Raw genomic sequence first — 25,212 nt, forward strand, 5'->3', positions numbered from 1 at the left:
TTCCTGGTTAAAAAATTTGTTTATTAATTATGCATATTCCAGCAACGAAAGGAAGCTGGGTTCTTTTATTTCTTTTGCTGCAATTTTTTTAAGTAACTCATCTTTTGTGCAAAAAGCAAACCCTTTACCTGCATGACCAACCATACAACGATCATCTTTGCTGTCGCCCACAACTATACAGTTCCTGAATTGCACATTGAATTTTTCACAAGCAAATTGCATAGCATTCGTTTTACAAAATGAATGGCCGCAAATGCTGTCAGGTGATGCAAAGAAATAAGAAGGCATGTTTACTTCACCGGTTGCTTTACCTTCAATTATTTCCAGTTGTATACCATACGAAAAATCTGCATCAATATTTTTTACCACATAATTTGTTATAAGCGTATAACTATTACTAATGATACCAACTTTATACCCCTTTTGTTTAAGCCCTGCAACTACTTCTTTTATATCTTCCACCATTGGAATGTTATGCACAATATCAAGCAGCTCATCAATAGTTCTTCCTTTTAGCAAAAGACCAATTCGTTTGCTTAATATCATGGCATCTGTTTCTTCTTCACGCAGGTCGTGCAGTTTTGCAGTAAAGCCAAATTTATTTGCGCAGGCTTCTATAAACCTTCCTTTCAATATAGTATCATCCATATCAAAAATGGCCATCCTGTGATGCACACCAAGATTTTCTTTGAGTACATCATGCATCTGCCTGTTTATTTCTTCTATTGATTCTACAGCTTCTTCCATTTGTTCGCCGGGGTTCTGCTGCTGCGCTTTTGAAATAATAGCCTTCGAGACTTCGTGGCTCATTTTTCCGAGCGCCTGCCATGGTTTACTTTTATTTTCTATATACCCAATATTCACTTCTTTAATGCGTGCTTTCATCAGGTACATATCTAAAAGAATGCCGATATCAACACCGTAATCATTAAAAAATGTAATGCGTTTAAAATAACTTTTCTTGCCCGCGATCATGCCGCTTAATGGCTGGGAAAAATCTGCAAGTCCGGGATAAAAAATGTTGAGCAATGGTTTGGCAACAAGTTCTGTAACCCTGCCCGCATTACGTGCAAATGTTCCTTTTACAAAATCTGCTTCATCAATCAATAATGGCTGGGCAAGTTTCGCAATGGTCTCTTCAGGATAAGGGTCAATATCCGCATCAAGAAAAATAATAATTTCATTAGTGGCATTATCAATACCATCTTTCATTGAAATGCCTTTACCACGCACGCCGCTTATCACAACCTTTGCACCTGCAGTTTCTGCCAGTTCCACCGTATTGTCATCTGATTTATCATCAACAACTATTACTTCACTCACCAGTTTATTAAGCCTGCAAAAACTTACAACATTCGCAATAGTATTTTCTTCATTAAGTGCAGGAATAATAATAGTTAGCATAAGCGTATCTCATGGTTTAAATAAAATGCTATATAACAGATTTTCAAGGGGTATGATAGAAAACACCCGGTGCTAAAATAAGTCAAAAGTTATGCCCAAAATACCAAGGTCCATTATGTAATTAATAATTGTGCTGACGTCTGTAAATTAAAACCGGGTGAAAAATAAAGATACACTTTTATGCTTGTGATTACTACGGGTGCAGGATAAAAAAATTGCTACGCGGTACTTCTTTAACATAAACAATGAACAAATGCTTTATTTGTCTAATACAATACAGTAGTAAAATAATTAAGTGTGTAATTTTTTCCTTCAGGCGTAAAAATTTTTGTAAGTGGCGGCAAAATAAAAGATGAAGCTTTGGTTGTGTCACTCACTTTTACGTCCAAAACATTATTCAGCAACACAGGTAAAACTAAAAATCAATAGCCCTTTGTTGATGTATACTTTTTAAAGTACAAGTGTGCGACGCAACAGGCGATGCTATGAAAGAATGTGGCCGGGTTCATAAAAAATTATGTAACTTTTTCTTTTACCCATTTTAAAGCTATTTTCAACTGTTCTTCCATAGTTAGTTTTGAATTATCTAATACGATTGCATCTTCTGCTTTACGTAGTGGGCTTACTTCACGGTTACTGTCGATATAATCACGCATGGCCAGGTTATTAATCACTTCCTCTATTGTGATATTGGGATCTTTTGCAAATAATTCTTTATAACGACGCTCAACACGTATGGCGGTATCAGCAATCATAAAAATTTTTAGTTCAGCTTTTGGAAACACCGTGGTACCAATATCCCGGCCGTCCATTACAATACCTTTTTGTTTTCCCATTTTGCGTTGCTGTGCCACTGCAAAATCACGCACTTCTTTTATAGTGGAAACATCACTTACACTTTCGCTTACCAGCATATCCCTTATAAGTGCTTCTACATTTTCATCATTCAGGTAAATGTCACTTTTACCAGTGCTATTATTGAATACAAATCCGAGGCTAATATTCTGAAGCGCTGTTTCTGCCTTCTTCTTGTCTTTCCAGTTTATATGGTTGCGCAAAAAATATAAAGTAATAGCACGGTACATAGCGCCACTGTCAATAAAAGTATATCCCAGTTCACTGGCTAATTGTCTGGCAAGTGTGCTTTTGCCACAAGACGAATAACCATCAATAGTAACAATGATCTTTTTCATGAGGGGGTAAAAATGATAAAAAAAAACCGTTGTTCAAAGAAAAGCCCCGTATAAACGAGGCATTATCAAGAATATTACTTTTACTACTTTATTGTGTAACAACTTCCACACCTGGATGTTTTGCTGCATCAAATACAAATTTGCTGTCTGCGAGTGCCGCGGTAGTACTTACGTTGGTTAGGCTGAATTCAATAATATTATCACTCTTATCAATAACCTGTGCTTTTAGGATCATCTTCTTTGTTTTATCAACATATACGGTAACCTGTTTAAAGTTTTTACGTTTATCAGTTGGATACATAACAATTTCATGAGACGGGCCTGCACTTGATATCAGTTTATAGGTAAAATCCTGGTCATAAAAATTGGAAAGTAATTTTTGAGGCGTAAGCATTTTTGTGTCTTCATTATCAACATCAGCTACAGTTACTTCATCCTCTCCGTTGTAATTCCAAACTTTGACACCATCGCAGAAAATTTCAGTAGCACCTTGTTTTAGGTAATATTTCTGTCCTTTAATGTTAATAATACCCTTGGCGGAACCTTTTAATGCTTTATTCCTGTCTTTGGTGGTATAAGAAAAATTTGCTATTACACCTTTCAACGTTTTAAGTTTTGCGCTCACCTCATCCAGCACTTTCTTAGCATTAGGGTCATTTTGTGCATTAGCAATTCCATTAAAACCAATAATTAGTAAAAGCAATAGATAAACTTTTTTCATTTCCTTCTTTTTTGGGTTTGCAAAAATAGACGTTTAATTTGTCCTTCTTAATGTTCTTTTTTTAATATATCACTATAAATCAATTTTATTGCCTGTTATGACACAATGAGACACTAAACCGGGATTTATGTATTTATTAACTGATTTAGCTTTGCTTAAGAATTTTCTAAACGATAATTTGCCGGAATAATATAATTTTGCACACTTTATGAAATTTTTCCTGAGCATTTTAATGGCTTCTGTGTTACTGACCTCTTGTGCTTCAAAACTTGGTAAAGTGTTGAAAAGCAAGGACAATGAGTATAAATTGAAAATGGCTGAGCAATACTATGCACAGAAAAAATACGTTCAGGCACAACAGGTCTTTGAAGATATAATGCCATATTTCAGGGGTAGTGATAAGTATGAAGACATGTTTTATAAATATGCTTATTGTGCTTATAATCAAAAAGATTACCTGAATGCGGAAAGCCTTTTCAAAACTTATACAGAAAATTTTCCCAACAGTACCAGGCTGGAAGAATGTGAATACATGCGGTGTTACTGTTACTACAAGCAATCTCCCAAAGTTGAACTTGACCAGACAGCTACTTCAAAGACTATTTCTTTGATGCAGGCGTTTATAAATACGCATCCGCAATCATCCAGAATAAAAGATGCCACCGAGATAATGGATATTTGCAGGGCAAAGCTTGAATTGAAAGAATTTAAAGCAGCCCAATTGTATTATGACATGGGCGGATATAACTATAGGGCCGCAGCCATCGCTTTTTCTACTTTAATGGACGACTATCCCGATTCTGATAAAAGCGACGAATACAAACTAATGGCCATTAAAGCATATTATAAATATGCAGAGCTAAGTGTTATTGATAAACAACAGGAACGTTTTGAAAAGGTAATTTCCGAATGTTCAGATTTTAAAGATAGATTTACTGACAGTAAACATGCTGCAGAAGTAGATTCTTATAAAGCATTAGCAGAAAACAATATAAAAAATATCACAAAATGAATAAACTAAGGAAGCATATGAGCGCCAATACAACCAATGTTGTAGAAGCAAAAAACCTCATGGAGATAAAGGCGCCCACCGGCAACCTTTACGAATCTATAGCCATCATTGCAAAAAGGGCTAATCAGATCAATATTTCATTGAAAGAAGAGCTGCACAATAAGCTGGAAGAATTTGCCAGCCATACAGACAGTCTTGAAGAGATTCACGAAAATAAAGAGCAGATAGAGATCTCAAGAGCTTACGAAAAAATGCCAAACCCTGCTATTCTTGCAACACAGGAATTCCTGGAAGGTAAAGTTTACTACCGCAATAATGACGATGACCTGTTTAGATAACACGTTATTCTTTTGATATTATCAGCAAAACGACAGTACACACTGTCGTTTTTGTTATTTTAGAGGTTTATTTATGATTACAGGTTATTAACTTAGTTATAATTTTTATGAACCGGGCTTAAGAATAACTATTAAACTTTTGTTGCGTCGCACACTTCTACAATGAATAGGTCTAAGCAATGAGCAATCAGGTTTAAAATAAATATGCATTGCTTACTCAATGCAGAAACCTGATAGCTGATACCTGTTCCAAACGCACAAGTGAGTGACACAACAGGCGATGACCAAAAGAAAAAAAAGCCGGTAACCAAATCATTCCTTATACAAGTAAATATGCTTAAAGGGAAAAAAATTCTACTCGGTATTACAGGCAGCATCGCTGCATATAAAACTATTTTGCTTGTAAGGCTTCTTGTAAAAGCGGGTGCAGAAGTAAAAGTTGTTATTACGGAATCTGCAAAAAGCTTTGTATCGCCGCTGGTACTGTCTACACTTTCTAATAATGAAGTTTTAGTTGATCTTTTTGACGAGGATACCTGGGCCAATCATGTTATGCTTGGCCGCTGGGCAGATGTAATGTTAATTGCTCCACTTAGTTGTAATACACTGGCTAAAATGGCCAATGGCCAATGCGATAATTTATTACTTGCTGTTTATTTATCAGCCACCTGTCCTGTGGTTGTTTCGCCTGCCATGGACGAAGACATGTGGCACCATCCGTCTACCAAAAGAAATATTGAGCTACTCCAATCTTATGGCAATAGCATTATTGATGTGGAGAAAGGAGAGCTTGCCAGCGGTTTAATCGGGGAAGGACGTATGGCTGAACCCGAAACAATTGTGCAATATCTTACAGAACATTTTTTCAGAGGCTTAGCACTAAGTGGTAAAAAAGTTTTGATAACAGCGGGGCCAACATACGAGGCTCTGGATCCTGTTCGTTTTATTGGCAATCATTCATCTGGTAAAATGGGTTTTGCTTTAGCTGAAGCATTTTATTTAAATGGTGCATCAGTAGATTTGGTAACAGGGCCAACCCAACTGCAAACAAACTATTCTGGAATAAATGTTACAAAAGTTTCCAGTGCTGAACAAATGTATGAGAAGTGCAGTATAATTTTTCCTTCTGCGCACATTGCAGTAATGAGCGCCGCAGTTGCAGACTACAAACCAATAGAAGTTGCCCCGGAAAAAATAAAAAAAACAACCGAAGATTTAACAATACGTCTTTCCAAAACAAAGGATATTTTAAAATCTTTGGGTGAGCAAAAAAAGAAAGGTCAGTTATTGGTTGGTTTTGCGCTGGAAACAAATAATGAAAGAGAATATGCATTAAAGAAAATGCAAACAAAGAACACAGATATGATCGTGCTTAATTCATTGCGCGATAAAAATGCAGGCTTTGGTCATGACACCAACAAAGTAACCATCTTTGATAAAGAAGGCAATGAATTTGCTTTAGACCTTGCATCGAAACAAAATATTGCAACCGACATTGTAAACATTATTATACAAAAGATCAATGCCTAAGAAAATTTGTCTTTTAGTCTTACTTACCGCTGTAACATTTTATGCCGGGGCACAGGAAATGCAGGCAAAGGTTACTGTACTTGCACAGCAATTAGGCACTTCAGTAAATAAAAACATATTTGTAACAATGCAGAACCAGCTTACGAATATGATCAATAGCCGTAAGTGGACAAAAGATGTTTTTCAAACACAGGAAAAAATACAATGCAATTTTTTGTTGAATATTTCAAGCGTTGCAGACGATAATGTATACAAGGCATCATTGACTATACAGGCTGCAAGACCAGTGTACAATGCTACTTATCAAAGCCCCCTGGTAAATTTCCAGGATGTTGATTTTACTTTTAAATATATAGAATACCAGCCCGTAGAATTCAATGAAACGAGGGTAGGCGGTAATGATCCGCTTGCCGGAAATCTTACAGCCATATTTGCTTATTATGTCTATATCATACTTGGTCTTGATTATGATTCTTTTGAAGCAAAAGGTGGCGACCCATATTTTCAAAAAGCACAGAACATTGTAACCAATGCACCTGAATCAAGAGACATCAGCGGATGGAAGGCTTTTGATGGCAATCGTAACCGTTATTGGTTAAGCAATAATCTTACCACCAGCAAGTACAACCAGATACACGATATACTTTACTCCTATTTTCGTTCTGGCCTTGACAACCTTTATCAGGACCAGGTGGCAGCACGTAACAGTACCCTTTCTACACTTGGTAATCTTATGGATTTTGTACAGCAAAATCCTAATACCATGATCGTACAGTTCTTTCTGCAAAACAGGAGCGATGAACTGATCGGCATTTTTAAGAAAGCCGACCCGCTTACCAAGGCAAAAGCGGTTGAGTTGCTTTCAAAGATCGATGTTGCAAATACTTCCAGGTACAGAACAGAATTAAAATAGAGCATGAAAAAATTGTTTGTAACAATATTGGTATGCTGCGCTTTTGCATGCACTTCTCCTGATAAAATGCCGGAGGATGTAATGAATATCGAACAAATGAAACCAATCGTCTGGGATATGATGCGTGCAGGAATGCTTGTACAAAATCAATTCAGGCTGGATACGGCAACTCAAAAAAAAGAAGCCGTAGCCAATTATCAAAAAGTATTTGATATACACGGCACTACTAAAGATGCATTCTATCACAGTTATCAATATTATCTTGAACATCCTGATAAACATAAAATATTACTCGATTCAGTAGCAGCTTATGCCAACAGGCAAAGAATAGATCTTTTTAAAAAGCTACATGAAGAGTAATTATTTTGCTCATTTACCATGCTTAAAAATAAATTTGCTTCACTACAACACGCCTGCCATGAACAAAGTATTTGCAAATGCTGATGATGCCATACACGACCTGCAAAACGGCGACACCATTATGCTTGGTGGATTCGGACTTTGTGGTATTCCCGAAAATTGTATAGCTGCCCTGGTGCGCAAAGGCGCTACAAACCTTACCTGCATTTCCAATAATGCAGGTGTGGATGATTTTGGTCTTGGGCTTTTATTAAAAACAAAACAGATCAAAAAAATGATCAGCAGTTATGTGGGCGAGAATGCAGAGTTTGAAAGACAATTGCTCAGCGGCGAGCTTGAAGTTGATCTTATACCGCAAGGCACGTTGGCCACCCGCATACAAATGGCAGGCATGGGCATCCCTGCTTTTTTTACACCCGCAGGTTATGGAACAGAAATAGCCATAGGCAAAGAGGTTCGCGAATTCAAGGGTAAGATGCATTTAATGGAGCATGCATTGCATGCAAGGTTTGCGTTGGTAAAAGCATGGAAGGGCGATACAATGGGCAACCTGGTGTTTAGAAAAACTACCCGCAATTTTTCTACGTCAATGGCAAAGGCCGGCGATATTACCATTGCAGAAGTAGAAGAACTGGTAGAGCCCGGCGCGCTAAACCCCGACGAAATACATGTGGCCGGTGTATATGTGCACCGCATCTTTAAAGGTAGTAATTATGCAAAACGCATTGAAAGAAAAACAACAAGCATAAAATAATTTTAGGGTTACGGGCTTTGGTTCTTTGGTCATCGCCTGTTGTGTCACTCACTTGTACATTCAAATCGTTAGGCAGCTATTTATTGATTACAGAAATAAAATCATTGCCCTTAACTAATGCATGCCTAAAGGTATCTACAGTCTAAGATCTCCTTATGGTTCTTACAGGTATTTCCGTTTTACAGACAAAAATCAAAAAAGAATAATCGTACCTTTTTATATTATGTCTTACTCAGATTTTTTGTTTGATGAATGGTTTGAGATTCTGGTTTATAAAACCAAGGCTAAAAAAATAACAACAGTAGAAAAGTTCTATCCGCTAGTAGAAATAAACAAGCCTGATGAATAATGGACAATAGTACAAGTGAGTGACACAACAGGCGACGCCATAAAATACAAAAGCTGGTATCAAAAAATTACTTCAACTCTTTTATCTTAATGCTTCTGTAGTGTACTTCGTTGCCGTGATCCTGTAAAAGAATATGTCCCTGTTTTGCTTCGCCAAAGTTTGGCCACACTTTATATTTGCTGATGGCAACAAGATCGCGGAAGGCCTGCGAACCACGTTCATACTCCAGCACTTTAATGCCATTGAGATAATGCTCCACATGATTGTTGGGATACACGATGATGCGGCCGGTATTCCACTCCCCGACTTTATGAACAAAGCGTGGCTGTTTTGGTGCAGCGATCAGATCGTATAAAGAAGCCAGCGTTCTGTTGCCATCACGACCAAGCTTTGCATCGGGGTGCAATGCATCATCAAGCACCTGGTATTCTAAACCGATTGCGGAACCAGTATTGTTTTCTGTAAGCGTTACAAAATATTTTACACCACTGTTAGCGCCGGGTGTAAGTTTAAATTCGAAAGAAAGATCGAATGCGCTGTATTGATCCAGCGTAACTATGTCACCGGCGTTGCCACCTTCTTTACCTTCTGAAGATAAGACCGTGATCTCTCCATTTTTTACTGTCCATTCTTCTTTTGGAAAATCATCTTTATATGCACCACGCCATCCTTTACTGGTTACACCATCGAATAATAATTTCCAGCCATTCTTTTTCTCGTAATCGGTTAATGTATTGGGGATATTATTAAGCACATAAATATTAGGAGGAAAAGTTGTGGGTGTAATATTGGTTGTTTTGATGTGGATGTTTTTCCAGTAAATTTTTTCGCCAACGAGTTTTGCATTATCGCCAATGCTGTGTACCTGCAATGCGATGAAACCTTTACTATCCATTGTATCTACCACGTATGCGGCAGGCACATCATTTATCCAGGTTTTTATTTCATGACCAACACATTCCACGTGTATCTTATTAAATGCACCGGGTTTAAAAGCGTTCTGCGCAGCAGGGTTTAATGATAATGGGTATAACCAATCCCTTCTTCCTTCATCATATAAACCTGCTGTCCATTTGCGGCTGGATGGATCAAGCTCATACTGGTAACCGTAAACTTTTCCTTTCCCATCATTTGCCTGCGCATCAAAATGGCTTCTTAACTGTATGCCTGAGTTAGCTGTTGTATCGTCGATCTTTACTTCAAGTTCCAGAACAAAATCACCATACTCCTTTTCAGTGACAAGAAAAGTATTAGGCGATGAAAGCACTGTTGTGCCAACGATCATCCCACCTTCAATTTTATAATCAGCATTGCCCGTTATTTTTTTCCAGCCATTAAATGTTTTACCGTCAAAAAGATTTACAAAGCCACTGGTATTTTTCTGTGCCTGTACTGTAAAGCAGCATATAAAAGCAATCATTAAAAATGTGGGATGTTTCATATTGGAAATTTTAAAAAAATTAAATCTACTATTTTTTATGGATGCATCAGTCTATAAAACTTTGTTGTAGCTGTATCAGCAACCGTTCCATCTTTTCTCTTATAAATAAAATAAGCTGCAAGGTCTTTTCTTTTTTCCACAAAATGCATAGCGCTGTCAAGTCCCATAACCATTAATGCATTGTCGAATGCATCTGCTGTTGTTGCATCTTTTGCATATACGGTTGCACTGATCATTTCATTTTGTATAGAGTAACCTGTGCGTGGATCGATAAGATGTGAAATCTTCTTTCCATTGCTTTCATAATATTTCCTGTAGTTACCAGAGGTAGTAATAGCGCCACTGTCAAGCTTAAGCACCTGCTGCATAATTTCATCATCCATATCATCATCGGGTGGCGATTCAATACCCACTTTCATTTTCTCATTGCCTGGTATTTTTTTTCCTTTCAATCTTATTTCTCCGCCAAGCTCTACAAGGTAATTGTGTATGCCTTGCAGTTCAAAAAAATTTGCCAGCACATCTACAGTATAACCCTGGGCAATACCATTTACATCAATCTTTATGCAAGGCTTTGATTTGTGCAGGAAATTTTTTTTGAGTGAAAGATTGTTCGACCCTATGCATTTAAGCAGTGAATCAATTTTTGTGGCGGTTGGAATTTCGGTAATATGTTTTGTTGCAAAGCCCCATGCTTCCACAAGCGGCTCTACAGTTATATCAAACAGTCCACCCGTAGCTTTGTAAGTAGTAAGTGAAGAGTTGATAACATTTATAAAATGCTGGTCAACAGTAATGCCTTCGTTTGATTGATTAAACCGGCTGATTAAAGAATAAGGCTTATAAATAGAAAGAGAGCTATCGATCTTGTCAAGCACACTATCAATTTGCGCTTTCCTGATTATGCTGTCTGCGGCAAAATAAATAATATGGTACGTAGTACCTTGAGCAAGGCCGTTGATAATAATTTCCTTTACAGGTTTTTCATCTATCGGTTTAAAAAATAAAAATGCACTGAGTATTATAAAAGCAAAAACCAATCGCATGGAACAAATCTAATTAATCAACCACTTTACAGGTCAAAAATGGCGATTAATTATTTTGTAGCCGGCAATTGGAATTATTATGGGCTTTACTTGCGTCGCACTCTTTTACTGTTAAAAAAGTTTCAGCTGTTTACAAAGTCAAAGATTTAATTGATTTGTAACCAATGCGCAAACTTTTATAAAGAGAATGCAGTTTGCAAATTCCTGTTGCTGTTTGGATTGTTTTGGAGGTATACATTCAAACGCTGGAATATCAGTGTTCTGAATCTTAATTCACGGCTGCCATCTGCAGGCATTTCATTAATGAGCCTGCCATTTACTTCTTTGAAAGTGTTGAAGCCACAAAGTAAATTGTCGAGGCGGCTGTTCATAACCCTTACATGATATTCTGTGTTACCGGTTTTACGGCTCACACGGATAATGGCAAAACAGGTAAGTTTTTTAAATTCGAAGTCGAGCGAAAAAATCTTGATCATACGGTTTGGTTTTATTTTGTGGAAGGATATTGTTTGTTGTTTTGCAACCAGGCTTTAGTTGGAGAATCCGCGAAACGGATGGTTGCAACAGGCATAAATAATAGTTTTAAGATATTGGAAGAAATTTTTAGCGGTAACCAGTTTCCGGATGTTGGCGGAATTGACGGCCGTACTGAGTATAACGCCCAAAAAACAAAAAATATTATTTTGAAAATGAATAGCTGCGCTACATGGCGTTAAAAGTTCATTAAAGGGCAGATAAACTGCTAAATAAAGTGCAGAACGCACAAGTGAGTGACACAACCTGCGATGCTATATAAACATAAGCTTGCATCTAAAAATACCACTTGTAAAGTTGCTTTAAACACATTATTTTTCCTAGATGCAAACCATTAATGATGTTGTTATACGGCTGGACGCAACAGTGCAGCAATGTATCCATACAAAAAACCGTGCAGGTTATTTTGCTGCCTTGTATAAACGCATGACTGCTGCAGTTGCGGAAGGCATACAACAACATGCATTTGAAGATGGGCCGCGTATGGAAAGGCTGGATGTTATTTTTGCAAAACGTTACACAGATGCTTACGATGCTTATTATAGCGGCAAGCCCTGTTCTTCCTCGTGGAAACTTGTATTTGATTGTTGCAATAATAACAATCTTACAGTGATACAACATTTACTGCTTGGCATTAATACGCACATTAATCTTGATCTTGCTGTTGCAGCAGCACTTACCTGTCCTGGTAATTCCATCAATGCATTGCAGCATGATTTTAATAAGATCAATGATGTGATCAATTCATTGGTAGATGATGTGCAGGAAAGTTTATGCCGTGTTTGGTGGCCCATGCGTATGATAACAAAAATTGCCAATGGCAGGCAGGAAGCAGTACTGAATTTCAGCATTGATAAAGCAAGAGATGCTTCGTGGGCCAGCGCATTATTGCTTGCAGGCATGACGGCTGAACAACAGCAGGTTTATGTTCAGCAAATGGATATAGTGGTGCAAAGACTGGGTACTGGTATTGAATCGCCGGGAATATTAAGTCATTATCTCTTGCAAACAATTCGTGCAATAGAATATGATGATGTAGCGCAGGTCATCAATATTATTGATACAACAGTTGCATAAAAGATAAAGGCCTTAGAGGCCTGTATTTTTAAGTGACAGTTATATTTCACTATACCGAAATCAAGATTTATTTACGTGCTGATTTTTTTGATACAGCTTTCTTTGCAGCTTTCTTTGGAGCGGTTTTCCTTGCAGATTTTTTAGAGGCTGCTTTTTTAGATGCTGCCTTCTTTGTACTTTTCTTAGAAGCAGCCTTTTTTGGAACCTTTGCACCCTCTGCCCTTGCTTCAGATAATCCAATTGCTACGGCCTGTTTTGGGTTAGTAACTTTCTTGTTACTGCGTCCACTTTTCAATTTGCCTTCTTTCATTTCTTCCATTGCACGCTTAACTTTTGTTTGCGCCTTTTTTGAATACTTTGCCATAAAAATAATTTTGAATTTAATAGATTGGTTTACCAGTTTAACGCAACAAAAAAACTGCCAGTACTATTTGTAATGGCAGATCGTAAATCAATAACTTATTTTGGGGATTTTATTGCACAACAGGTTGCCTGGCAATAATAAAAGCGATCAGTTCGTCTAATGCAATGCCTGCACGGCTGCAGGCGTCATTAATATCTTCTCTTGAAACGTTTGCAGCAAAAGATTTTTCTTTCAAACGTTTCTTTACACCTTTTACATCCATCGCATCATAACCGTTTGGACGCATTAATGAATAAGCATGTACCAGTCCGCTTAATTCATCAAAGGCGTATAACATCTTATCCATTTTTGTTTCCGGCTCTACTCCAAAATGTGCGGGGCCATGAGATGCAATAGCATGCATAATTTCAGGGTCAACATTTCTTGCTTCCAGTTCTTCAATTATTTTTTTGCAATGCAGTTCCGGCCATTGATCCCAGTCTGCATCATGCAGCAGGCCCGCCAATTCCCAACGCCACTGATCAATTTCATCAAGCATTTCCTTTTCTGCTGCCCAGCATTTCATCAAATAACCTACCTGTTTCATATGCAATTGCAGTTTTGGGTTCAATACCCAACCATAAAATAGTGCTTCAGCATCTTCTTTTGAAAGTGCATTTCCCTTATTTGCAGCATCTCCAAATGAAGACCGGTTTAATCGCAGTATCATGAAATGATGTTTCTGCAAACATAAGTAATATGCATAATTATGCACTTAGCTTAATAACTACCTGTGAGCTTTTGTTGTGTCACTCACTTGTACTGCATATCTTTATTCGGCAATTAAAAATCTCCATTCTTTAGTCAGCTATATGAAACTCAAAATTTTTTCTTTCTGTTGCCTTATAACTTTAGGTATACAAGCAAACGCTCAAAAATTTATCACTACAAAAGGCAAAAACATTATAGGTGTTGATGGCAAACCCTTCCTGATGAAGGGCACTAACCTTGGTAACTGGTTAGTACCCGAAGGTTATATGTTCAGGTTCAGCAATACCAATTCCCCAAGACTCATCAACCAGGCTTTTACAGAATTGATCGGACCAGACGCCACAAAAGCATTCTGGAAAAAATACCTGGATGTTTATATTACACAGGAAGACATTCATTATCTCAAGCGGATTGGTATGAATTCTATTCGTGTGCCGTTTAATTATCGCCTGTTTACGAATGAAAATTATATGGGTGATAATGATTCCACACGTGGTTTTACAATGCTTAACCGTGTAATTAAATGGTGCAAAGCAGAAGGTTTATATGTACTGCTTGATATGCATTGTGCACCCGGCGGGCAAACGGGTGATAATATTGATGATGGTTCCGGCTATCCTTTTCTTTTTGAAAATGAAGAAAGCCAGCAGCAATGTGTAAACATCTGGAAAAAAATTGCAGCACATTATGCAAACGAACCTACTGTAATTGGTTATGATCTGCTAAATGAACCTATTGCGCATTACTTTGATAAAGACAAATTGAATCCATTGCTGGAACCTATGTATAAAAAAATAACAATTGCAATAAGGATGGTTGATAAAAATCACTTGCTCTTTCTTGGTGGCGCTCAATGGGATTCTAACTTTCAGCCATTTGGTGCTCCGTTCGATAGCAAACTGGTGTACACATTTCATAAATACTGGACAGCACCTACAAAAGAAGTGATCCAGGATTATATTGATTTCAGCAATAAATATAATGTGCCATTGTACTGTGGAGAGACTGGCGAAAATGATGATGCATGGGTTGAAGCATTCAGAAAAACATTAGATGAAAACAACATTGGCTGGCATTACTGGCCATACAAAAAAATGGATAACACGAAAGGCATTATAACTTTTAAAGTACCTCAGTATTATGATCAGGTTATACAATTTGCTGATACAACAAGAAGAAGTTTCGAAGACATCCGTAGTAACAGGCCCAAAAATATTGAAGAAATAGAAGCTGCATTAAATGGCTTCCTTGAAAACTGTGCGTTTAAGAACTGTATACCTAATGAGGGATATATAAAAGCACTTGGTTTTAATTTCACGTTGGATTCCAAAAAATAATATCTTAACTTTAAATGTGGCTCTTTTTTTGCTATTATCTCAAAGCATACCCCAAAGATTTATGAAATATTTCAAAACACATCTGCCTGTTGAAAAGATCAAAGACGATCTTCACGCTGTAAGACCAGACGCAGACGAAGACACCTGCATCGTAGAAATTGAAAATAAAAGATCTATAATCGTTACTATATCGGAAAGTATTTCGGAATATCTTCAAAAAGACCGCAACTTCAGAAATATTGAATTATCTGATACAGATATTTCTGTTATAAAAATCATTCATAAAATCTTATCTGTTTCCGGCAACAGAACATTATTTGGTATGTAATCACGCTCGATTGTTTTTGGAACTGTTTTGAGCAGGCAGTTATACAAACATTAAGCTTTGGTTGCGTCGCACTCTTGTACGCTTTATCCCGTATGCAGCATATATGTCAGGTACCCTGTAATTTTAATCTCGCTTTTTCAGGTAGTGGTGCAATTTTCTTTATTGTATAATCGAAACACAACATTCCGGTTTTAGCTTTTCCTGCTAAAATATTTTCTGTTGCTGTTACTACTTCCATTTTATAGAAAAGATCAAACCCAAATTTATCAAAGCCATCTGCAGCAACAGATATTTTTACTTCATCACCTTGCACCAATTCTTTTTTGTATTCAATAGCTGCGTCTGCCATTATCAATCCGGCATTTTCAAAAGAAGTTTCGCCGTATCCATGTTGCTTTAAAAATTCGTGTCTTGCTTCATGCAGCAACGATAAGAAAGTATCATTACCAACATGACCGCCAAGATTCAAATCTGTTATGCGTATTCTTACAATTGTTGAAAATGTAAAATTTGCAGGCAGTTTTATTTTTACTCTTTCCATTACTGCTGATTTTGTAAAAATGTAATAAGTTTATCAGTAGCTTTTCTCCTATGGCTATATTTATTTTTTTCTTCCCTGCTCATTTCGCCAAATGTTTTTTCAGCGCCATCAGGAATAAAAACAGGATCATACCCAAAACCCTGGTTGCCTTTCTGATCTTCTATTATGCTTCCATCGCAAACGCCTTCAAACAAATATTCCATTTTGTTCCAGATTAATGAGATCACCGTTCTGAATCTTGCTTTGCGATTATTTTTTCCTTCCAGTTTAAAAAGCAGCTTGTCAATATTTGCCTGGAAATTTCTCCCATCGCCTGCATAGCGTGCACTTTTTACACCAGGCTCCCCATTCAATGCTTCCACTTCAAGTCCTGTATCTTCGCTAAAACAATTTCGTTTTGTAAGCCTGTGAATAGTAGAAGATTTTTCTGTTGCGTTTGCTTCAAGTGTATCGTGTGGTTCAGGAATATCAATTTCAATACCGGCCTCTTTCATGGTTATAATGTGTAGCTTGTTGCCTATCACTGTTTTTATTTCATCAACTTTATGCTGGTTGTTGGTAGCGAATATAAGTGTTGATCTATCCATTTGTGATTTGTTGAATAATGAACTGAAACCTGAAGAGTGCGACGCAACGGAAGTTTAATAACTTTTCAAAAGTTGGGCTCCAAAAAATTAAACATTAAATATAACCTTGAGTTTTTCCCAAAGATTTCTTTTCTCTGTTTTAATAGCTTCGGTTGTTTTATCTGCCGATAATGTAACAGCGGGTGCTGTCATAAAAGCACAGCCTCCATATTGCTGCAGCTGATAATTTGGAATACTGAATGGCAACGACAAATCGTTGGCGCTTACATCAAACATTAAAACATATTGCGGCTGCAATTGCTGTTTTATATCAGCAAAAGAGTGATTCTCTTTCAAATTAACAATAGCGACATCCGCAAGGTTAAGCTTGCAGGCAGCTAGCAATTTGCTTAATGTTCCGAGCCATTCATCATTAATATGAACAGCATCGGGGTCTTTCAATAAAATGGTTATATTTTTTTTATTGTCACCCAGGAACCATTTTTTTGGTTGCGGTGGCGGAGTGACTTCATGATTAGGCGATTTGTTAGTATTTTGCACTTGTTTTTTTGCAGGTATTATTTGTTCCGTAGTTTCTTCTACAAGGACCAGCGAATCTTTATAGAGACCTGCAATAATAAAACCTGGCAATTGAGTTGACATTTTAATATAGTTGTTAACGCTTGTTAGTTTTCTTTTTTTCTTTTCTTTGCAACAAATTTAGTGATATGACAGAAGCACTTGACATCAATGTTATCAAAGCTGAGCGTAGCAAATTAAACGATTTGAACCTCGAAAACATTCCTTTTGGCAAATATTTCAGCGACCATATGCTGGAAGCCGATTATGAAAATGGCGAATGGAAAAATGTAGAAATTAAGCCTTACCAACCATTATTGCTGGAACCCTCATTATCTGCGCTGCATTATGGCCAGGCCATTTTTGAAGGTATTAAGGCTTACCGGAGTGATAATAGAGAGGCGTTTATTTTCAGACCTTATGATAATTTCCGCAGGTTTAATATTTCTGCTGAACGCATGAATATGCCGGAAGTACCTGAAGAAATATTTATTGAAGGTATGCGTCAGTTGATTGAACTGGATAAGAACTGGATACCTGCACGTAAAGACCACTCTTTATATATAAGGCCTGTGATGTTTGCTACGGACACTATGCTGGGTGTAAAGCCTTCTGACAGTTATAAATTTTTGATTCTCTTAAGTCCCACTGGACCATACTATGCAGCACCTATGAAAATAGCTGTTGAAGAAAAATATACCCGTGCAGCTCCCGGTGGCGTTGGGTTTTCAAAGAATGCAGGTAATTATGGTGGCAGCATGCGTGCTGCCACAGAGGCTAAAAAGCAAGGCTACGACCAGGTTTTGTGGACCGATGCTTTTGAGCACAAATGGTTACAGGAAGTAGGTATGATGAACGTATTCTTTATCATCAATGGGCTGGTGGTAACACCTTCCCTTGAAGAAGGAACGATATTGGCCGGAGTTACAAGAGACAGTGCTATTACTTTACTAAAAGAAATGGGATATACCGTTGATGAAAGGAAAATAAGTATTGATGAGTTGACTGAAGCTTATCGCAAAGGTCACTTACAGGAAGTTTTTGGTACGGGTACTGCAGCAACTATTGCTATGATCCAGGAATTAAAATACAGGGATGAGATCATGCATTTTGATACCAGTAAGTTTAAGGTTGCTATTGAGCTTAGGGAAAAGATGAACAATATAAAGGAAGGAAGGATTGAAGATAAATATGGATGGTTATATAAAATATAAAGCGACTATGCTAAATATTAAGGCAGCCTTTCAGGCTGCTTTTTTATGAAATGCAGTCTGTAAATGTTTTAAAATAAGCCAGTTTTGATCCTTAATCTAAAGGAAATACACATTAAGTGTAAAAAAACATCGTGCTGATTTGGAATTTCACAGTAAGGCTTATACCTTTGCCGTCCCAAAATAATTGGTACAGAATGCCTACAATACAACAGTTAGTAAGAAAAGGCCGTGAGATCATCAGGGCGAAGAGTAAATCAAGGGCACTTGATTCCTGCCCTCAGCGTCGCGGTGTTTGCACCAGGGTTTATACGACTACACCTAAAAAACCAAACTCAGCTTTGCGTAAAGTAGCAAAGGTGCGTTTGACCAATAAAGTAGAGGTTATCGCATACATTCCAGGTGAAGGTCACAATCTCCAGGAACACTCTATCGTGTTGATCCGCGGTGGTCGTGTAAAGGATTTACCAGGTGTACGTTACCACATTGTACGTGGTAGTCTTGATACTGCCGGTGTAAAAGACCGCAAAAAGAGCCGTTCTAAATACGGTACCAAGAAAGAAAAAGCAAAGAAAAAATAATTAAATCAACGTAATCTTTAAGATATGCGTAAGTCGCAAGCCAAGAAATTACCTTTAGCACCAGATGCTCGTTATAATGATAAACTGGTTACCCGTTTTATCAATAACCTGATGTGGCAGGGTAAAAAAAGTGTAGCCATTAACATCTTTTATGATGCTGTAGATAAAATATCAAAGATCACAGGTGAAGATGGATATGAAGTTTGGAGAAAAGCATTAGGCAATGTAACTCCTGCTGTTGAAGTGCGCAGCCGCAGAATTGGTGGTGCTACTTTCCAAATCCCAACAGAAGTGCGCCAGGATAGAAAAATATCTTTGAGTATGAAGTGGTTAATCCGTTACAGCCGCGAACGCAATGGTAAAACAATGGCTGATAAACTTGCCAATGAAGTAATAGCAGCAAGTAAAGGTGAAGGTGCCGCTTTCAAAAAGAAAGAAGATACACACCGTATGGCAGAAGCAAACAAAGCTTTCTCCCACTTTAAAGTTTAACTGACTTTTGAACTATTATATTAACCACCGGAATCCGGTGGTTTTTTTATTTTGTGGATGCCTACAACAGAATTTCATGGCATCCCCGTTGTGTCACTCACTTGTACGACTCATTATTATGCAACAGTGCGGCTACAATTCTGAATAGATTTTTTCCAACGCTTTTATGTTATTGCTTATATCATGCCTGTCTTTTACGTATTGTTTACCAGCTTCCCCAATCGCTATTGCTTTCTCTTTATCAGCAATAAGTTTTGATATAACGCTTACAAATTCATCTGTAATTAAACAGGCATAGCCATTATCGTTGTTATCAATTACATCATTGTTGCCATCACATTTACTTACCACACAGGGTACAGCTTCCAGCATAGCTTCGAGTAAAGCATAAGGCAAACCTTCAAATATAGAAGGCAGAATAAAAATGTCTAACTGGCGTAGAAAATTCAACGCAATGATACTGTCACCCTTTTCAATCAAATGAAAATTATCAGCAATGCCGTGATGCGCTACACTTTCTCTTACTTCCTTACCCAGGTGATCATGAAAGCCTGCACCAAGAAAATGAAAGTGTACTTTATTGTTTCCTTTGATAACACCGTTAGCAATATCAACAAATTGCAGTGGGTTTTTCTGTGGAGTTAATCTGCCTATTGTTCCAATTTTTATTTCACCTTCCAGTTGCCCTAATTTATCCGGTACAAGTATTGGCACAACAGGTATCGTCATAGAGTTAGGAATTACATAAATATTTTCTTCTTTATGCCCTATTTCATAAATACACCTGTTTGCTTCTGACTGAGAGATGGCCAGTACTTTATACGTGAATTTTTTTCCTACCAATTCAAGCATAAAAAAAAGTACACGCTTAAACCCAGTAAATGATAAATAAGAAACCCCATGCGGTGTAAATAATGATTTACAGCCTGCAAACTTTGCCGCTATTCTTCCTACAAAACCTGCTTTGGAACTGTGCAGGTGTACTAGTGCTGGTTTTTGCTTTTTAATTAATGTCCGGATTTTGAAAATGGATACCAGGTCTGTAAAAGGATTAAACCCCCTTGACATATTAATGTGATGATAAGGAATCTCGTATGTAGCGCACATCTTCTCAAGAGAAGGTTCGCAGGATGCAATGCTGAGATCGAACTTACTGCGGTCAATATTCTGAATAACCTGTCGCAGATAGGTTTCTACACCACCGACAGACTGGGTTATATGTAAGACTTTTATCTTTTCCATGCAGCAGTTTTGCAGAATATTGAACAGAATGCACAAGGGTGCGACGCAACAAAAGCTAAATTTTTATTTTACAGCCGGGCCAATAATTATCGAAATATTATTTAATACCTATTCCATAATAATCAAAGCCCTTTGCTCTCATTTCATCGCCATTATAAATATTGCGGCCATCAAAGATCACATGATCTTTCATATTACCGCTGATCTTATCCCAGTTGGGCAAGCGAAATTCTGGCCACTCTGTTACAAGTATTAACGCATCCGCACCTTTGGTTGCGTTGATAGCATCTTTTGTAAGTACCACTTTTGCATCAAGCATATGCTCTGCTTCGTTCATAGAAACAGGGTCGTAAGCCTGTACGTTAGCACCTGCTTTGAGTAACGCTTCGATGATCACCAACGATGGTGCTTCACGCATATCATCTGTCTTAGGCTTGAATGCAAGCCCCCAGACTGCAAATGTTTTACCTGCCACATCATCGTTATAATGTTTCATGATCTTTTGAAGTATTACTTTCTTCTGATCATTATTTACTTCATCAACAGCTTTTAATATGCGAAGTTTATAATTGTTTTGTTCAGCAGTTTGTATAAGCGCTTTTACATCTTTTGGAAAACATGAACCGCCATAACCAATGCCTGCATAAATAAATTTGTTACCAATGCGTGCATCAGAGCCGATTCCTTTACGCACCTCATTTACGTTGGCGCCAACAATATCACAGAGATTGGCAATATCATTCATGAAAGATATTTTGGTTGCCAGCATTGCATTTGCAGCATATTTGGTCATCTCCGCAGAAGGAATATCCATGAAAAGAATAGGATGTCCATTTAAAACAAACGGATCATACAACTGGTGTAATGTTGCTTTCGCTCTCTCACTTTCCACACCAATTACAATACGATCTGGTTTTAAGAAGTCATCAATAGCTGCGCCTTCTTTCAAGAATTCCGGATTAGAAGCTACATCAAAATCTATATAAGCACTACGATTTTTTAATGCATTTGAGATAGCGCTTTTTACTTTAGCAGCTGTACCAACGGGCACAGTGCTCTTTGTAACAACAACAAGATAACCGTTCATATATGTGCCCACCGTATCTGCAACTTTTAATACATATTGCAGATCCGCACTACCATCTTCACCCGGAGGTGTACCAACTGCTATAAATACAACCTGAGCACCAATGATAGCTTCTGCCAGGTTGGTGCTGAATTGCAAACGACCATTTTTGAAATTGCGTTCCACAATATCTTCAAGGCCTGGTTCATAAATAGGCAGAATTCCTTTTTGCAGGTTTTCGATCTTCTGAATATTTACGTCCACACAAATAACTTCTATACCTACTTCAGAAAGACAGGCGCCTGTAACAAGGCCAACATAACCAGTACCAACAACAACGATTTTCATGTGATAGCTTTAATTTTATTTCTGATAGAATTTATATTGGACTCAGTTTAAGATAATTTCCAGTGTGAAAGATCAATACTTAGTAATTTTTCCAGATCATCAATTTCATTTTTCAATATTTCATAAGCAAACTTCCGGTCTTCCGGTGTTAACTTTTTCTTACTGCCTTCAACATACATAGTATCAAGAATCTTCTTCTTTATTCCACCCGGCATAATACGAGCCAGCATTTTAGAAAGTGGTTTATTCTTTCCGAGTATTGGTTCCAGGAACTTGAGTTTTGATTTCTTGTATGTGTTCTTTTGCTCTGTTTTTTCAATTACGTAATTAGGGTCCACACCAAGAAAAGTATAGATTTCTTTTAGTGTTCCATGCAGGTCTTTTTGCAGGTTATCAAGAAAAACAACTTTGATCTGTGAAAGTGAAAAATATTTTAAGTAATGACGAAGATTGGTTGCATACAAACTTCCTTCAAGGTAAGTTCTGAAGCCTGTTTCTTCGAGCCTGTCTCCGCGGATCATATCAGCTGCCCAGTCTGCAGCATCTTTTTCACTTTCGAATTTCACCGTTTCTCTTTGCTTCAGATTTTCTGTTATTGCCTCGCGAAATGAAAGATGTTCTGTTCCGTTGTTTGCACGCATGGTATATCCTGAAAATGTTCTTTCAACAGGATTACGCAAACAAAAAACAAGTTTCATTTCTGGGTTATAATCATAGATACGTTTTGCTACAAATGGTAATAAGGAATAGGTAGGTGTAGCTTCCCCAGCCATTTTTTCTGTAGTAATACCGGAGAAATAAGTATTGATATAAAAGTCTGCTCCTTTATCATAATATACACTGAAAAACCGTATTTGTTTTTCAGGGGACATGTAAATTTCGGGATGTTGTTTTAAGTAAAAATATATAGATGTAGAAGCGCATTTGGGCGGTCCGCATACTAAAAAATTAGGTATCTTTTGCTGCATGGTCTTTTTAAAATATAGTTTTATCTATTCCTTTTTACTACTATTATTTCATTCATTTATTAAGTCGCAAAATTAAGTCATTCGCAATTTTCTTACCTGCGTAACTTAATTACCTGGTTCACTAACCATTTTTTTCTCAAACCATTTGTTATAAAAATCTGTTCCCAGCATTACATCCAGTTCCTTTGTGTCTTCCAAAAAATAAGGCTGCAATTGCTTTTTGATGGATGCTATGGTTTCTTTATCGGCAACAACAGGCACTTCGGTTTTTTTCTTACCGGTATTTAATTCAAATAATTTACGCTTCAACATTTTTCTTTTTCCAACAGGAAAAATAGGATCAACTATTTTATCAACAACCCATTTACGAAATTTGCCGCGATGAATCAAACTCTCTTGCAGATATTGATTTTTCACAGAACCTGTTACATTTTTTGGCGCAAGATCAGGTTGAAAGTTTTCGTCAATATTCAAAAATGAAAATACCTGTTTCAAAAGTTTTGAAGGATTGCTTGCAAGATCATCATAATCCAATATCAGCAATTGCTCCCTTGAAAAATATTTTAAACAACTTTTTATTTGCTTTGCATAGAAACCGTGTTCTATATAAGTAAAATCACTATTGTCCTTAGAAAATTCAGTGCTGTCTTTTGGTTCATATATTACGGCTCCCTGCATGCGTCTTTTTTCGCGAAGCATTTTTGTAAAATAGCCGTAAGAAGAAACCGCCCTGTCAACAGGGTTTCTTAGTATAAGAATCAGTTTCGCAGCAGGACTCATTTGCCCAAGCTTCTCCAAATATTGCGGGTAGAAAATGTAATTAACTGCTGATTGCAGAACCACAGGCTGCCCTTTATACGGCACCGGTTCTTTTTCCATTCGTTGCAGTATCTCTTCTATAGATTTAAAGCGAAAAAAAAGCATCACATCTTTCAAAGATTCATAGCAATAGATCTGCGGATGCTGGCTAAGCCAGCCATCCAGCGTAGTGGTGCCGGCTTTTTGAACACCTATTATAAATGTATTTGGCAATATGGCCCTGCTCATAGATCGCTTTTATACCTTGAAAAATGTAAGCTCTATTTATTTCAAAACTTCCGCTGGCATTGATATACACGTACGGACAAGATAATTTTTATGTCGTAATAACGCCCGGAATGAACCTATTATTTTATAGCAAATTTTAATATGAGTTGCATACTTTTATAAACCCATCATATTTTGCTGCTATTAAGCTTTCGTTGCGTCGCACTCTTCAGCGCTTTGTTATATGGTGGAACAAAGTGCTACTATATTTTATTCAATACACCACCTGTAAAATAAGCGAGCTTATTGTCATTGTATTGTTCTTTCCAGCTATCATCATACTGAATTGGCTTCTTTGAAAATCTTCCTGGTGTACCGCCAATGGTATGATCTTCTACCAATTCCATATACTCTGGTGTAGGAAAAGCCTTCATACCAAAAGCATTAAATATTTTCTGTAATTCTTCGTGCGTATTTGTTGCCAAAGTTTTATAATCAAGCTCAATAATATCTTCAGGCTTTACTAAAGTAGAAACAGTATAACAAAGCCTGCGATAATAAAAAACATCAAGCAGGAGTTTCTGCATAGATTTTTCCTTCTTTTTATTCAGGCTTTTCCATTTGGTTTTGGAAGTTACAATTGCTCTCAAATCTCTTTTTAGCCAGATTATTTTTACATCAAAGCCAGTAACTTTTTTATAAATAGCAAGTGCCTGCAAAGGATTTTTAGAAGAATCCACAATGAAATTTTTGCCACTCTTTTCGTGTACTAATTGAAATAATTTATTCAGCGTATTGGTTACTTTTACATTCACCGGCTGATTAATAACTTTCAAAAATTTCTTTTTGAACATAAAAGGAGCCATTGCATTTAGTGCAAGTGCTTTCGATTTAAAATTCCAGGTAAGCGCACTGGCAAAATTTTCCGGATCTGCCTGGTAGGTTTGTTTTATTATAGACGACCAGAAAACACAATCAGTTAAAGCACTGCCACATGCACAGGTCCAATTCCATTTTTCACCCGGACCATTTTTTAGCAGGTGCCCTTTCAACATGGCAAGCTCTCCTACCGAAAAACATTCATCAGATTTTGATAAAATATTTTCCAGCAAAGTAGAACCAGACCTGTTGTCTGACATGA

At 37.2% G+C, this 25,212-nt stretch carries 29 protein-coding genes; 13 read left to right on the forward strand and 16 right to left on the reverse strand.

The genetic code is table 11. The annotated features are described in order from the left end of the window. Positions 1 to 27: 27 nt before the first annotated feature. The 3 genes from FRZ67_RS08600 to lolA1 form a co-directional block, all read right to left on the reverse strand. Complete coding sequence (locus FRZ67_RS08600; protein ID WP_147189158.1) at positions 28 to 1,404, reverse strand: HAD-IB family phosphatase; 1,377 nt, start codon at positions 1,402 to 1,404, stop codon at positions 28 to 30. 515 nt (positions 1,405 to 1,919) lie between these two features. Beyond that, a complete protein-coding gene (cmk, locus tag FRZ67_RS08605) occupies positions 1,920 to 2,597 on the reverse strand; it encodes a (d)CMP kinase (RefSeq protein ID WP_147189159.1) in 678 nt (225 codons plus the stop codon). An 88-nt stretch (positions 2,598 to 2,685) separates the two neighbouring features. After that, entirely contained in the window at positions 2,686 to 3,318 is a 633-nt protein-coding gene (lolA1, locus tag FRZ67_RS08610) for an outer membrane lipoprotein periplasmic chaperone LolA1 (RefSeq protein WP_147189160.1), read from the reverse strand. 208 nt (positions 3,319 to 3,526) lie between these two features. On the opposite strand from lolA1, the gene FRZ67_RS08615 reads away from it, so the two are divergent. From FRZ67_RS08615 to FRZ67_RS08645, 7 genes are all read left to right on the forward strand, one after another. Beyond that, positions 3,527 to 4,330 carry an outer membrane protein assembly factor BamD gene (locus FRZ67_RS08615; protein ID WP_147189161.1) on the forward strand — a complete coding sequence of 268 codons (804 nt, stop codon included), beginning with the start codon at positions 3,527 to 3,529 and terminating at the stop codon, positions 4,328 to 4,330. Beyond that, the gene (locus tag FRZ67_RS08620) at positions 4,327 to 4,668 is read left to right on the forward strand and encodes a DNA-directed RNA polymerase subunit omega (protein ID WP_147189162.1); all 342 of its coding nucleotides are present in this window, start codon (positions 4,327 to 4,329) and stop codon (positions 4,666 to 4,668) included. Before FRZ67_RS08615 ends, FRZ67_RS08620 begins: the two co-directional genes overlap by 4 nt. Before the next feature lie 261 nt (positions 4,669 to 4,929). Beyond that, complete coding sequence (gene coaBC / locus FRZ67_RS08625) at positions 4,930 to 6,198, forward strand: bifunctional phosphopantothenoylcysteine decarboxylase/phosphopantothenate--cysteine ligase CoaBC (protein ID WP_225975549.1); 1,269 nt, start codon at positions 4,930 to 4,932, stop codon at positions 6,196 to 6,198. Continuing rightward, positions 6,191 to 7,111, forward strand: coding sequence for a type IX secretion system protein PorD (gene porD, locus FRZ67_RS08630; RefSeq protein ID WP_147189163.1), 921 nt, complete (start codon positions 6,191 to 6,193; stop codon positions 7,109 to 7,111). Before coaBC ends, porD begins: the two co-directional genes overlap by 8 nt. 3 nt (positions 7,112 to 7,114) lie before the next feature. Continuing rightward, positions 7,115 to 7,471: a DUF4296 domain-containing protein gene (locus FRZ67_RS08635; RefSeq protein WP_147189164.1), complete on the forward strand. Its 357-nt coding sequence runs from the start codon at positions 7,115 to 7,117 to the stop codon at positions 7,469 to 7,471. Positions 7,472 to 7,529: 58 nt separating this feature from the next. Then, positions 7,530 to 8,225 (forward strand): CoA transferase subunit A, encoded by a 696-nt coding sequence (locus FRZ67_RS08640; protein WP_147189165.1) that lies wholly within the window; start codon positions 7,530 to 7,532, stop codon positions 8,223 to 8,225. A 121-nt stretch (positions 8,226 to 8,346) separates the two neighbouring features. Continuing rightward, entirely contained in the window at positions 8,347 to 8,574 is a 228-nt protein-coding gene (locus tag FRZ67_RS08645) for a hypothetical protein (protein WP_147189166.1), read from the forward strand. A gap of 67 nt (positions 8,575 to 8,641) precedes the next feature. On the opposite strand, the gene FRZ67_RS08650 is transcribed toward FRZ67_RS08645, so the two are convergent. The 3 genes from FRZ67_RS08650 to FRZ67_RS08660 form a co-directional block, all read right to left on the reverse strand. Further along, the gene (locus FRZ67_RS08650) at positions 8,642 to 10,015 is read right to left on the reverse strand and encodes a 3-keto-disaccharide hydrolase (RefSeq protein ID WP_147189167.1); all 1,374 of its coding nucleotides are present in this window, start codon (positions 10,013 to 10,015) and stop codon (positions 8,642 to 8,644) included. A 35-nt stretch (positions 10,016 to 10,050) separates the two neighbouring features. Further along, positions 10,051 to 11,061: an FAD:protein FMN transferase gene (locus FRZ67_RS08655; RefSeq protein ID WP_147189168.1), complete on the reverse strand. Its 1,011-nt coding sequence runs from the start codon at positions 11,059 to 11,061 to the stop codon at positions 10,051 to 10,053. 176 nt (positions 11,062 to 11,237) lie between these two features. Continuing rightward, positions 11,238 to 11,537: a hypothetical protein gene (locus FRZ67_RS08660; RefSeq protein WP_147189169.1), complete on the reverse strand. Its 300-nt coding sequence runs from the start codon at positions 11,535 to 11,537 to the stop codon at positions 11,238 to 11,240. A gap of 382 nt (positions 11,538 to 11,919) precedes the next feature. On the opposite strand from FRZ67_RS08660, the gene FRZ67_RS08665 reads away from it, so the two are divergent. After that, complete coding sequence (locus tag FRZ67_RS08665) at positions 11,920 to 12,672, forward strand: DUF5995 family protein (RefSeq protein WP_147189170.1); 753 nt, start codon at positions 11,920 to 11,922, stop codon at positions 12,670 to 12,672. Positions 12,673 to 12,739: 67 nt separating this feature from the next. Here FRZ67_RS08665 and FRZ67_RS08670 read toward each other — a convergent pair whose 3' ends face one another. Both FRZ67_RS08670 and FRZ67_RS08675 read right to left on the reverse strand, forming a co-directional pair. Further along, positions 12,740 to 13,036: a DUF6496 domain-containing protein gene (locus tag FRZ67_RS08670; protein WP_147189171.1), complete on the reverse strand. Its 297-nt coding sequence runs from the start codon at positions 13,034 to 13,036 to the stop codon at positions 12,740 to 12,742. A 109-nt stretch (positions 13,037 to 13,145) separates the two neighbouring features. Next, positions 13,146 to 13,745 (reverse strand): hydrolase, encoded by a 600-nt coding sequence (locus tag FRZ67_RS08675; RefSeq protein WP_147189172.1) that lies wholly within the window; start codon positions 13,743 to 13,745, stop codon positions 13,146 to 13,148. Between the two features lie 142 nt (positions 13,746 to 13,887). Here FRZ67_RS08675 and FRZ67_RS08680 point away from each other — a divergent pair, with 142 nt between their 5' ends. Together FRZ67_RS08680 and FRZ67_RS08685 are read left to right on the forward strand one after the other, a co-directional pair. Continuing rightward, positions 13,888 to 15,123 (forward strand): glycoside hydrolase family 5 protein, encoded by a 1,236-nt coding sequence (locus FRZ67_RS08680; protein ID WP_147189173.1) that lies wholly within the window; start codon positions 13,888 to 13,890, stop codon positions 15,121 to 15,123. A 61-nt stretch (positions 15,124 to 15,184) separates the two neighbouring features. After that, positions 15,185 to 15,451, forward strand: a complete 267-nt coding sequence (locus FRZ67_RS08685) for a hypothetical protein (protein ID WP_147189174.1) — start codon at positions 15,185 to 15,187, stop codon at positions 15,449 to 15,451. A 106-nt stretch (positions 15,452 to 15,557) separates the two neighbouring features. Here the strand turns inward: FRZ67_RS08685 and FRZ67_RS08690 are convergent, their stop codons facing one another. The 3 genes from FRZ67_RS08690 to FRZ67_RS08700 all read right to left on the reverse strand — a co-directional run bounded on the left by FRZ67_RS08690 (position 15,558) and on the right by FRZ67_RS08700 (position 17,221). Then, on the reverse strand, positions 15,558 to 15,992 hold the full coding sequence (locus FRZ67_RS08690) for an acyl-CoA thioesterase (RefSeq protein WP_147189175.1): 435 nt from the start codon (positions 15,990 to 15,992) through the stop codon (positions 15,558 to 15,560). Continuing rightward, positions 15,992 to 16,579 carry an RdgB/HAM1 family non-canonical purine NTP pyrophosphatase gene (rdgB, locus tag FRZ67_RS08695; protein ID WP_147189176.1) on the reverse strand — a complete coding sequence of 196 codons (588 nt, stop codon included), beginning with the start codon at positions 16,577 to 16,579 and terminating at the stop codon, positions 15,992 to 15,994. The genes FRZ67_RS08690 and rdgB overlap by 1 nt, the downstream gene beginning before the upstream one ends. An 87-nt stretch (positions 16,580 to 16,666) precedes the next feature. Then, on the reverse strand, positions 16,667 to 17,221 hold the full coding sequence (locus FRZ67_RS08700; RefSeq protein WP_147189177.1) for a hypothetical protein: 555 nt from the start codon (positions 17,219 to 17,221) through the stop codon (positions 16,667 to 16,669). Positions 17,222 to 17,286: 65 nt separating this feature from the next. Between FRZ67_RS08700 and FRZ67_RS08705 the strand changes: the two genes are divergently transcribed. From FRZ67_RS08705 to rpsG, 3 genes are all read left to right on the forward strand, one after another. Continuing rightward, positions 17,287 to 18,351 carry a branched-chain amino acid aminotransferase gene (locus tag FRZ67_RS08705; RefSeq protein ID WP_147189178.1) on the forward strand — a complete coding sequence of 355 codons (1,065 nt, stop codon included), beginning with the start codon at positions 17,287 to 17,289 and terminating at the stop codon, positions 18,349 to 18,351. A 194-nt stretch (positions 18,352 to 18,545) separates the two neighbouring features. Continuing rightward, entirely contained in the window at positions 18,546 to 18,929 is a 384-nt protein-coding gene (gene rpsL / locus FRZ67_RS08710) for a 30S ribosomal protein S12 (protein ID WP_147189179.1), read from the forward strand. Positions 18,930 to 18,953: 24 nt separating this feature from the next. Then, positions 18,954 to 19,421: a 30S ribosomal protein S7 gene (gene rpsG / locus FRZ67_RS08715; RefSeq protein ID WP_147189180.1), complete on the forward strand. Its 468-nt coding sequence runs from the start codon at positions 18,954 to 18,956 to the stop codon at positions 19,419 to 19,421. 132 nt (positions 19,422 to 19,553) lie between these two features. On the opposite strand, the gene FRZ67_RS08720 is transcribed toward rpsG, so the two are convergent. The 5 genes from FRZ67_RS08720 to FRZ67_RS08740 form a co-directional block, all read right to left on the reverse strand. Next, positions 19,554 to 20,663, reverse strand: coding sequence for a glycosyltransferase (locus FRZ67_RS08720; RefSeq protein WP_147189181.1), 1,110 nt, complete (start codon positions 20,661 to 20,663; stop codon positions 19,554 to 19,556). A gap of 97 nt (positions 20,664 to 20,760) precedes the next feature. Then, on the reverse strand, positions 20,761 to 22,077 hold the full coding sequence (locus FRZ67_RS08725; RefSeq protein ID WP_147189182.1) for a UDP-glucose dehydrogenase family protein: 1,317 nt from the start codon (positions 22,075 to 22,077) through the stop codon (positions 20,761 to 20,763). Positions 22,078 to 22,124: 47 nt separating this feature from the next. Then, on the reverse strand, positions 22,125 to 22,949 hold the full coding sequence (locus tag FRZ67_RS08730) for a sulfotransferase domain-containing protein (RefSeq protein WP_510184717.1): 825 nt from the start codon (positions 22,947 to 22,949) through the stop codon (positions 22,125 to 22,127). A 201-nt stretch (positions 22,950 to 23,150) separates the two neighbouring features. Then, the gene (locus FRZ67_RS08735) at positions 23,151 to 24,092 is read right to left on the reverse strand and encodes a sulfotransferase domain-containing protein (RefSeq protein ID WP_147189184.1); all 942 of its coding nucleotides are present in this window, start codon (positions 24,090 to 24,092) and stop codon (positions 23,151 to 23,153) included. 242 nt (positions 24,093 to 24,334) lie between these two features. Further along, positions 24,335 to 25,210: a sulfotransferase gene (locus FRZ67_RS08740; protein WP_158638336.1), complete on the reverse strand. Its 876-nt coding sequence runs from the start codon at positions 25,208 to 25,210 to the stop codon at positions 24,335 to 24,337. Positions 25,211 to 25,212 lie beyond the last annotated feature (2 nt).

The sequence above is a fragment of the Panacibacter ginsenosidivorans genome (assembly GCF_007971225.1).
Taxonomy (GTDB): Bacteria; Bacteroidota; Bacteroidia; order Chitinophagales; family Chitinophagaceae; genus Panacibacter; species Panacibacter ginsenosidivorans.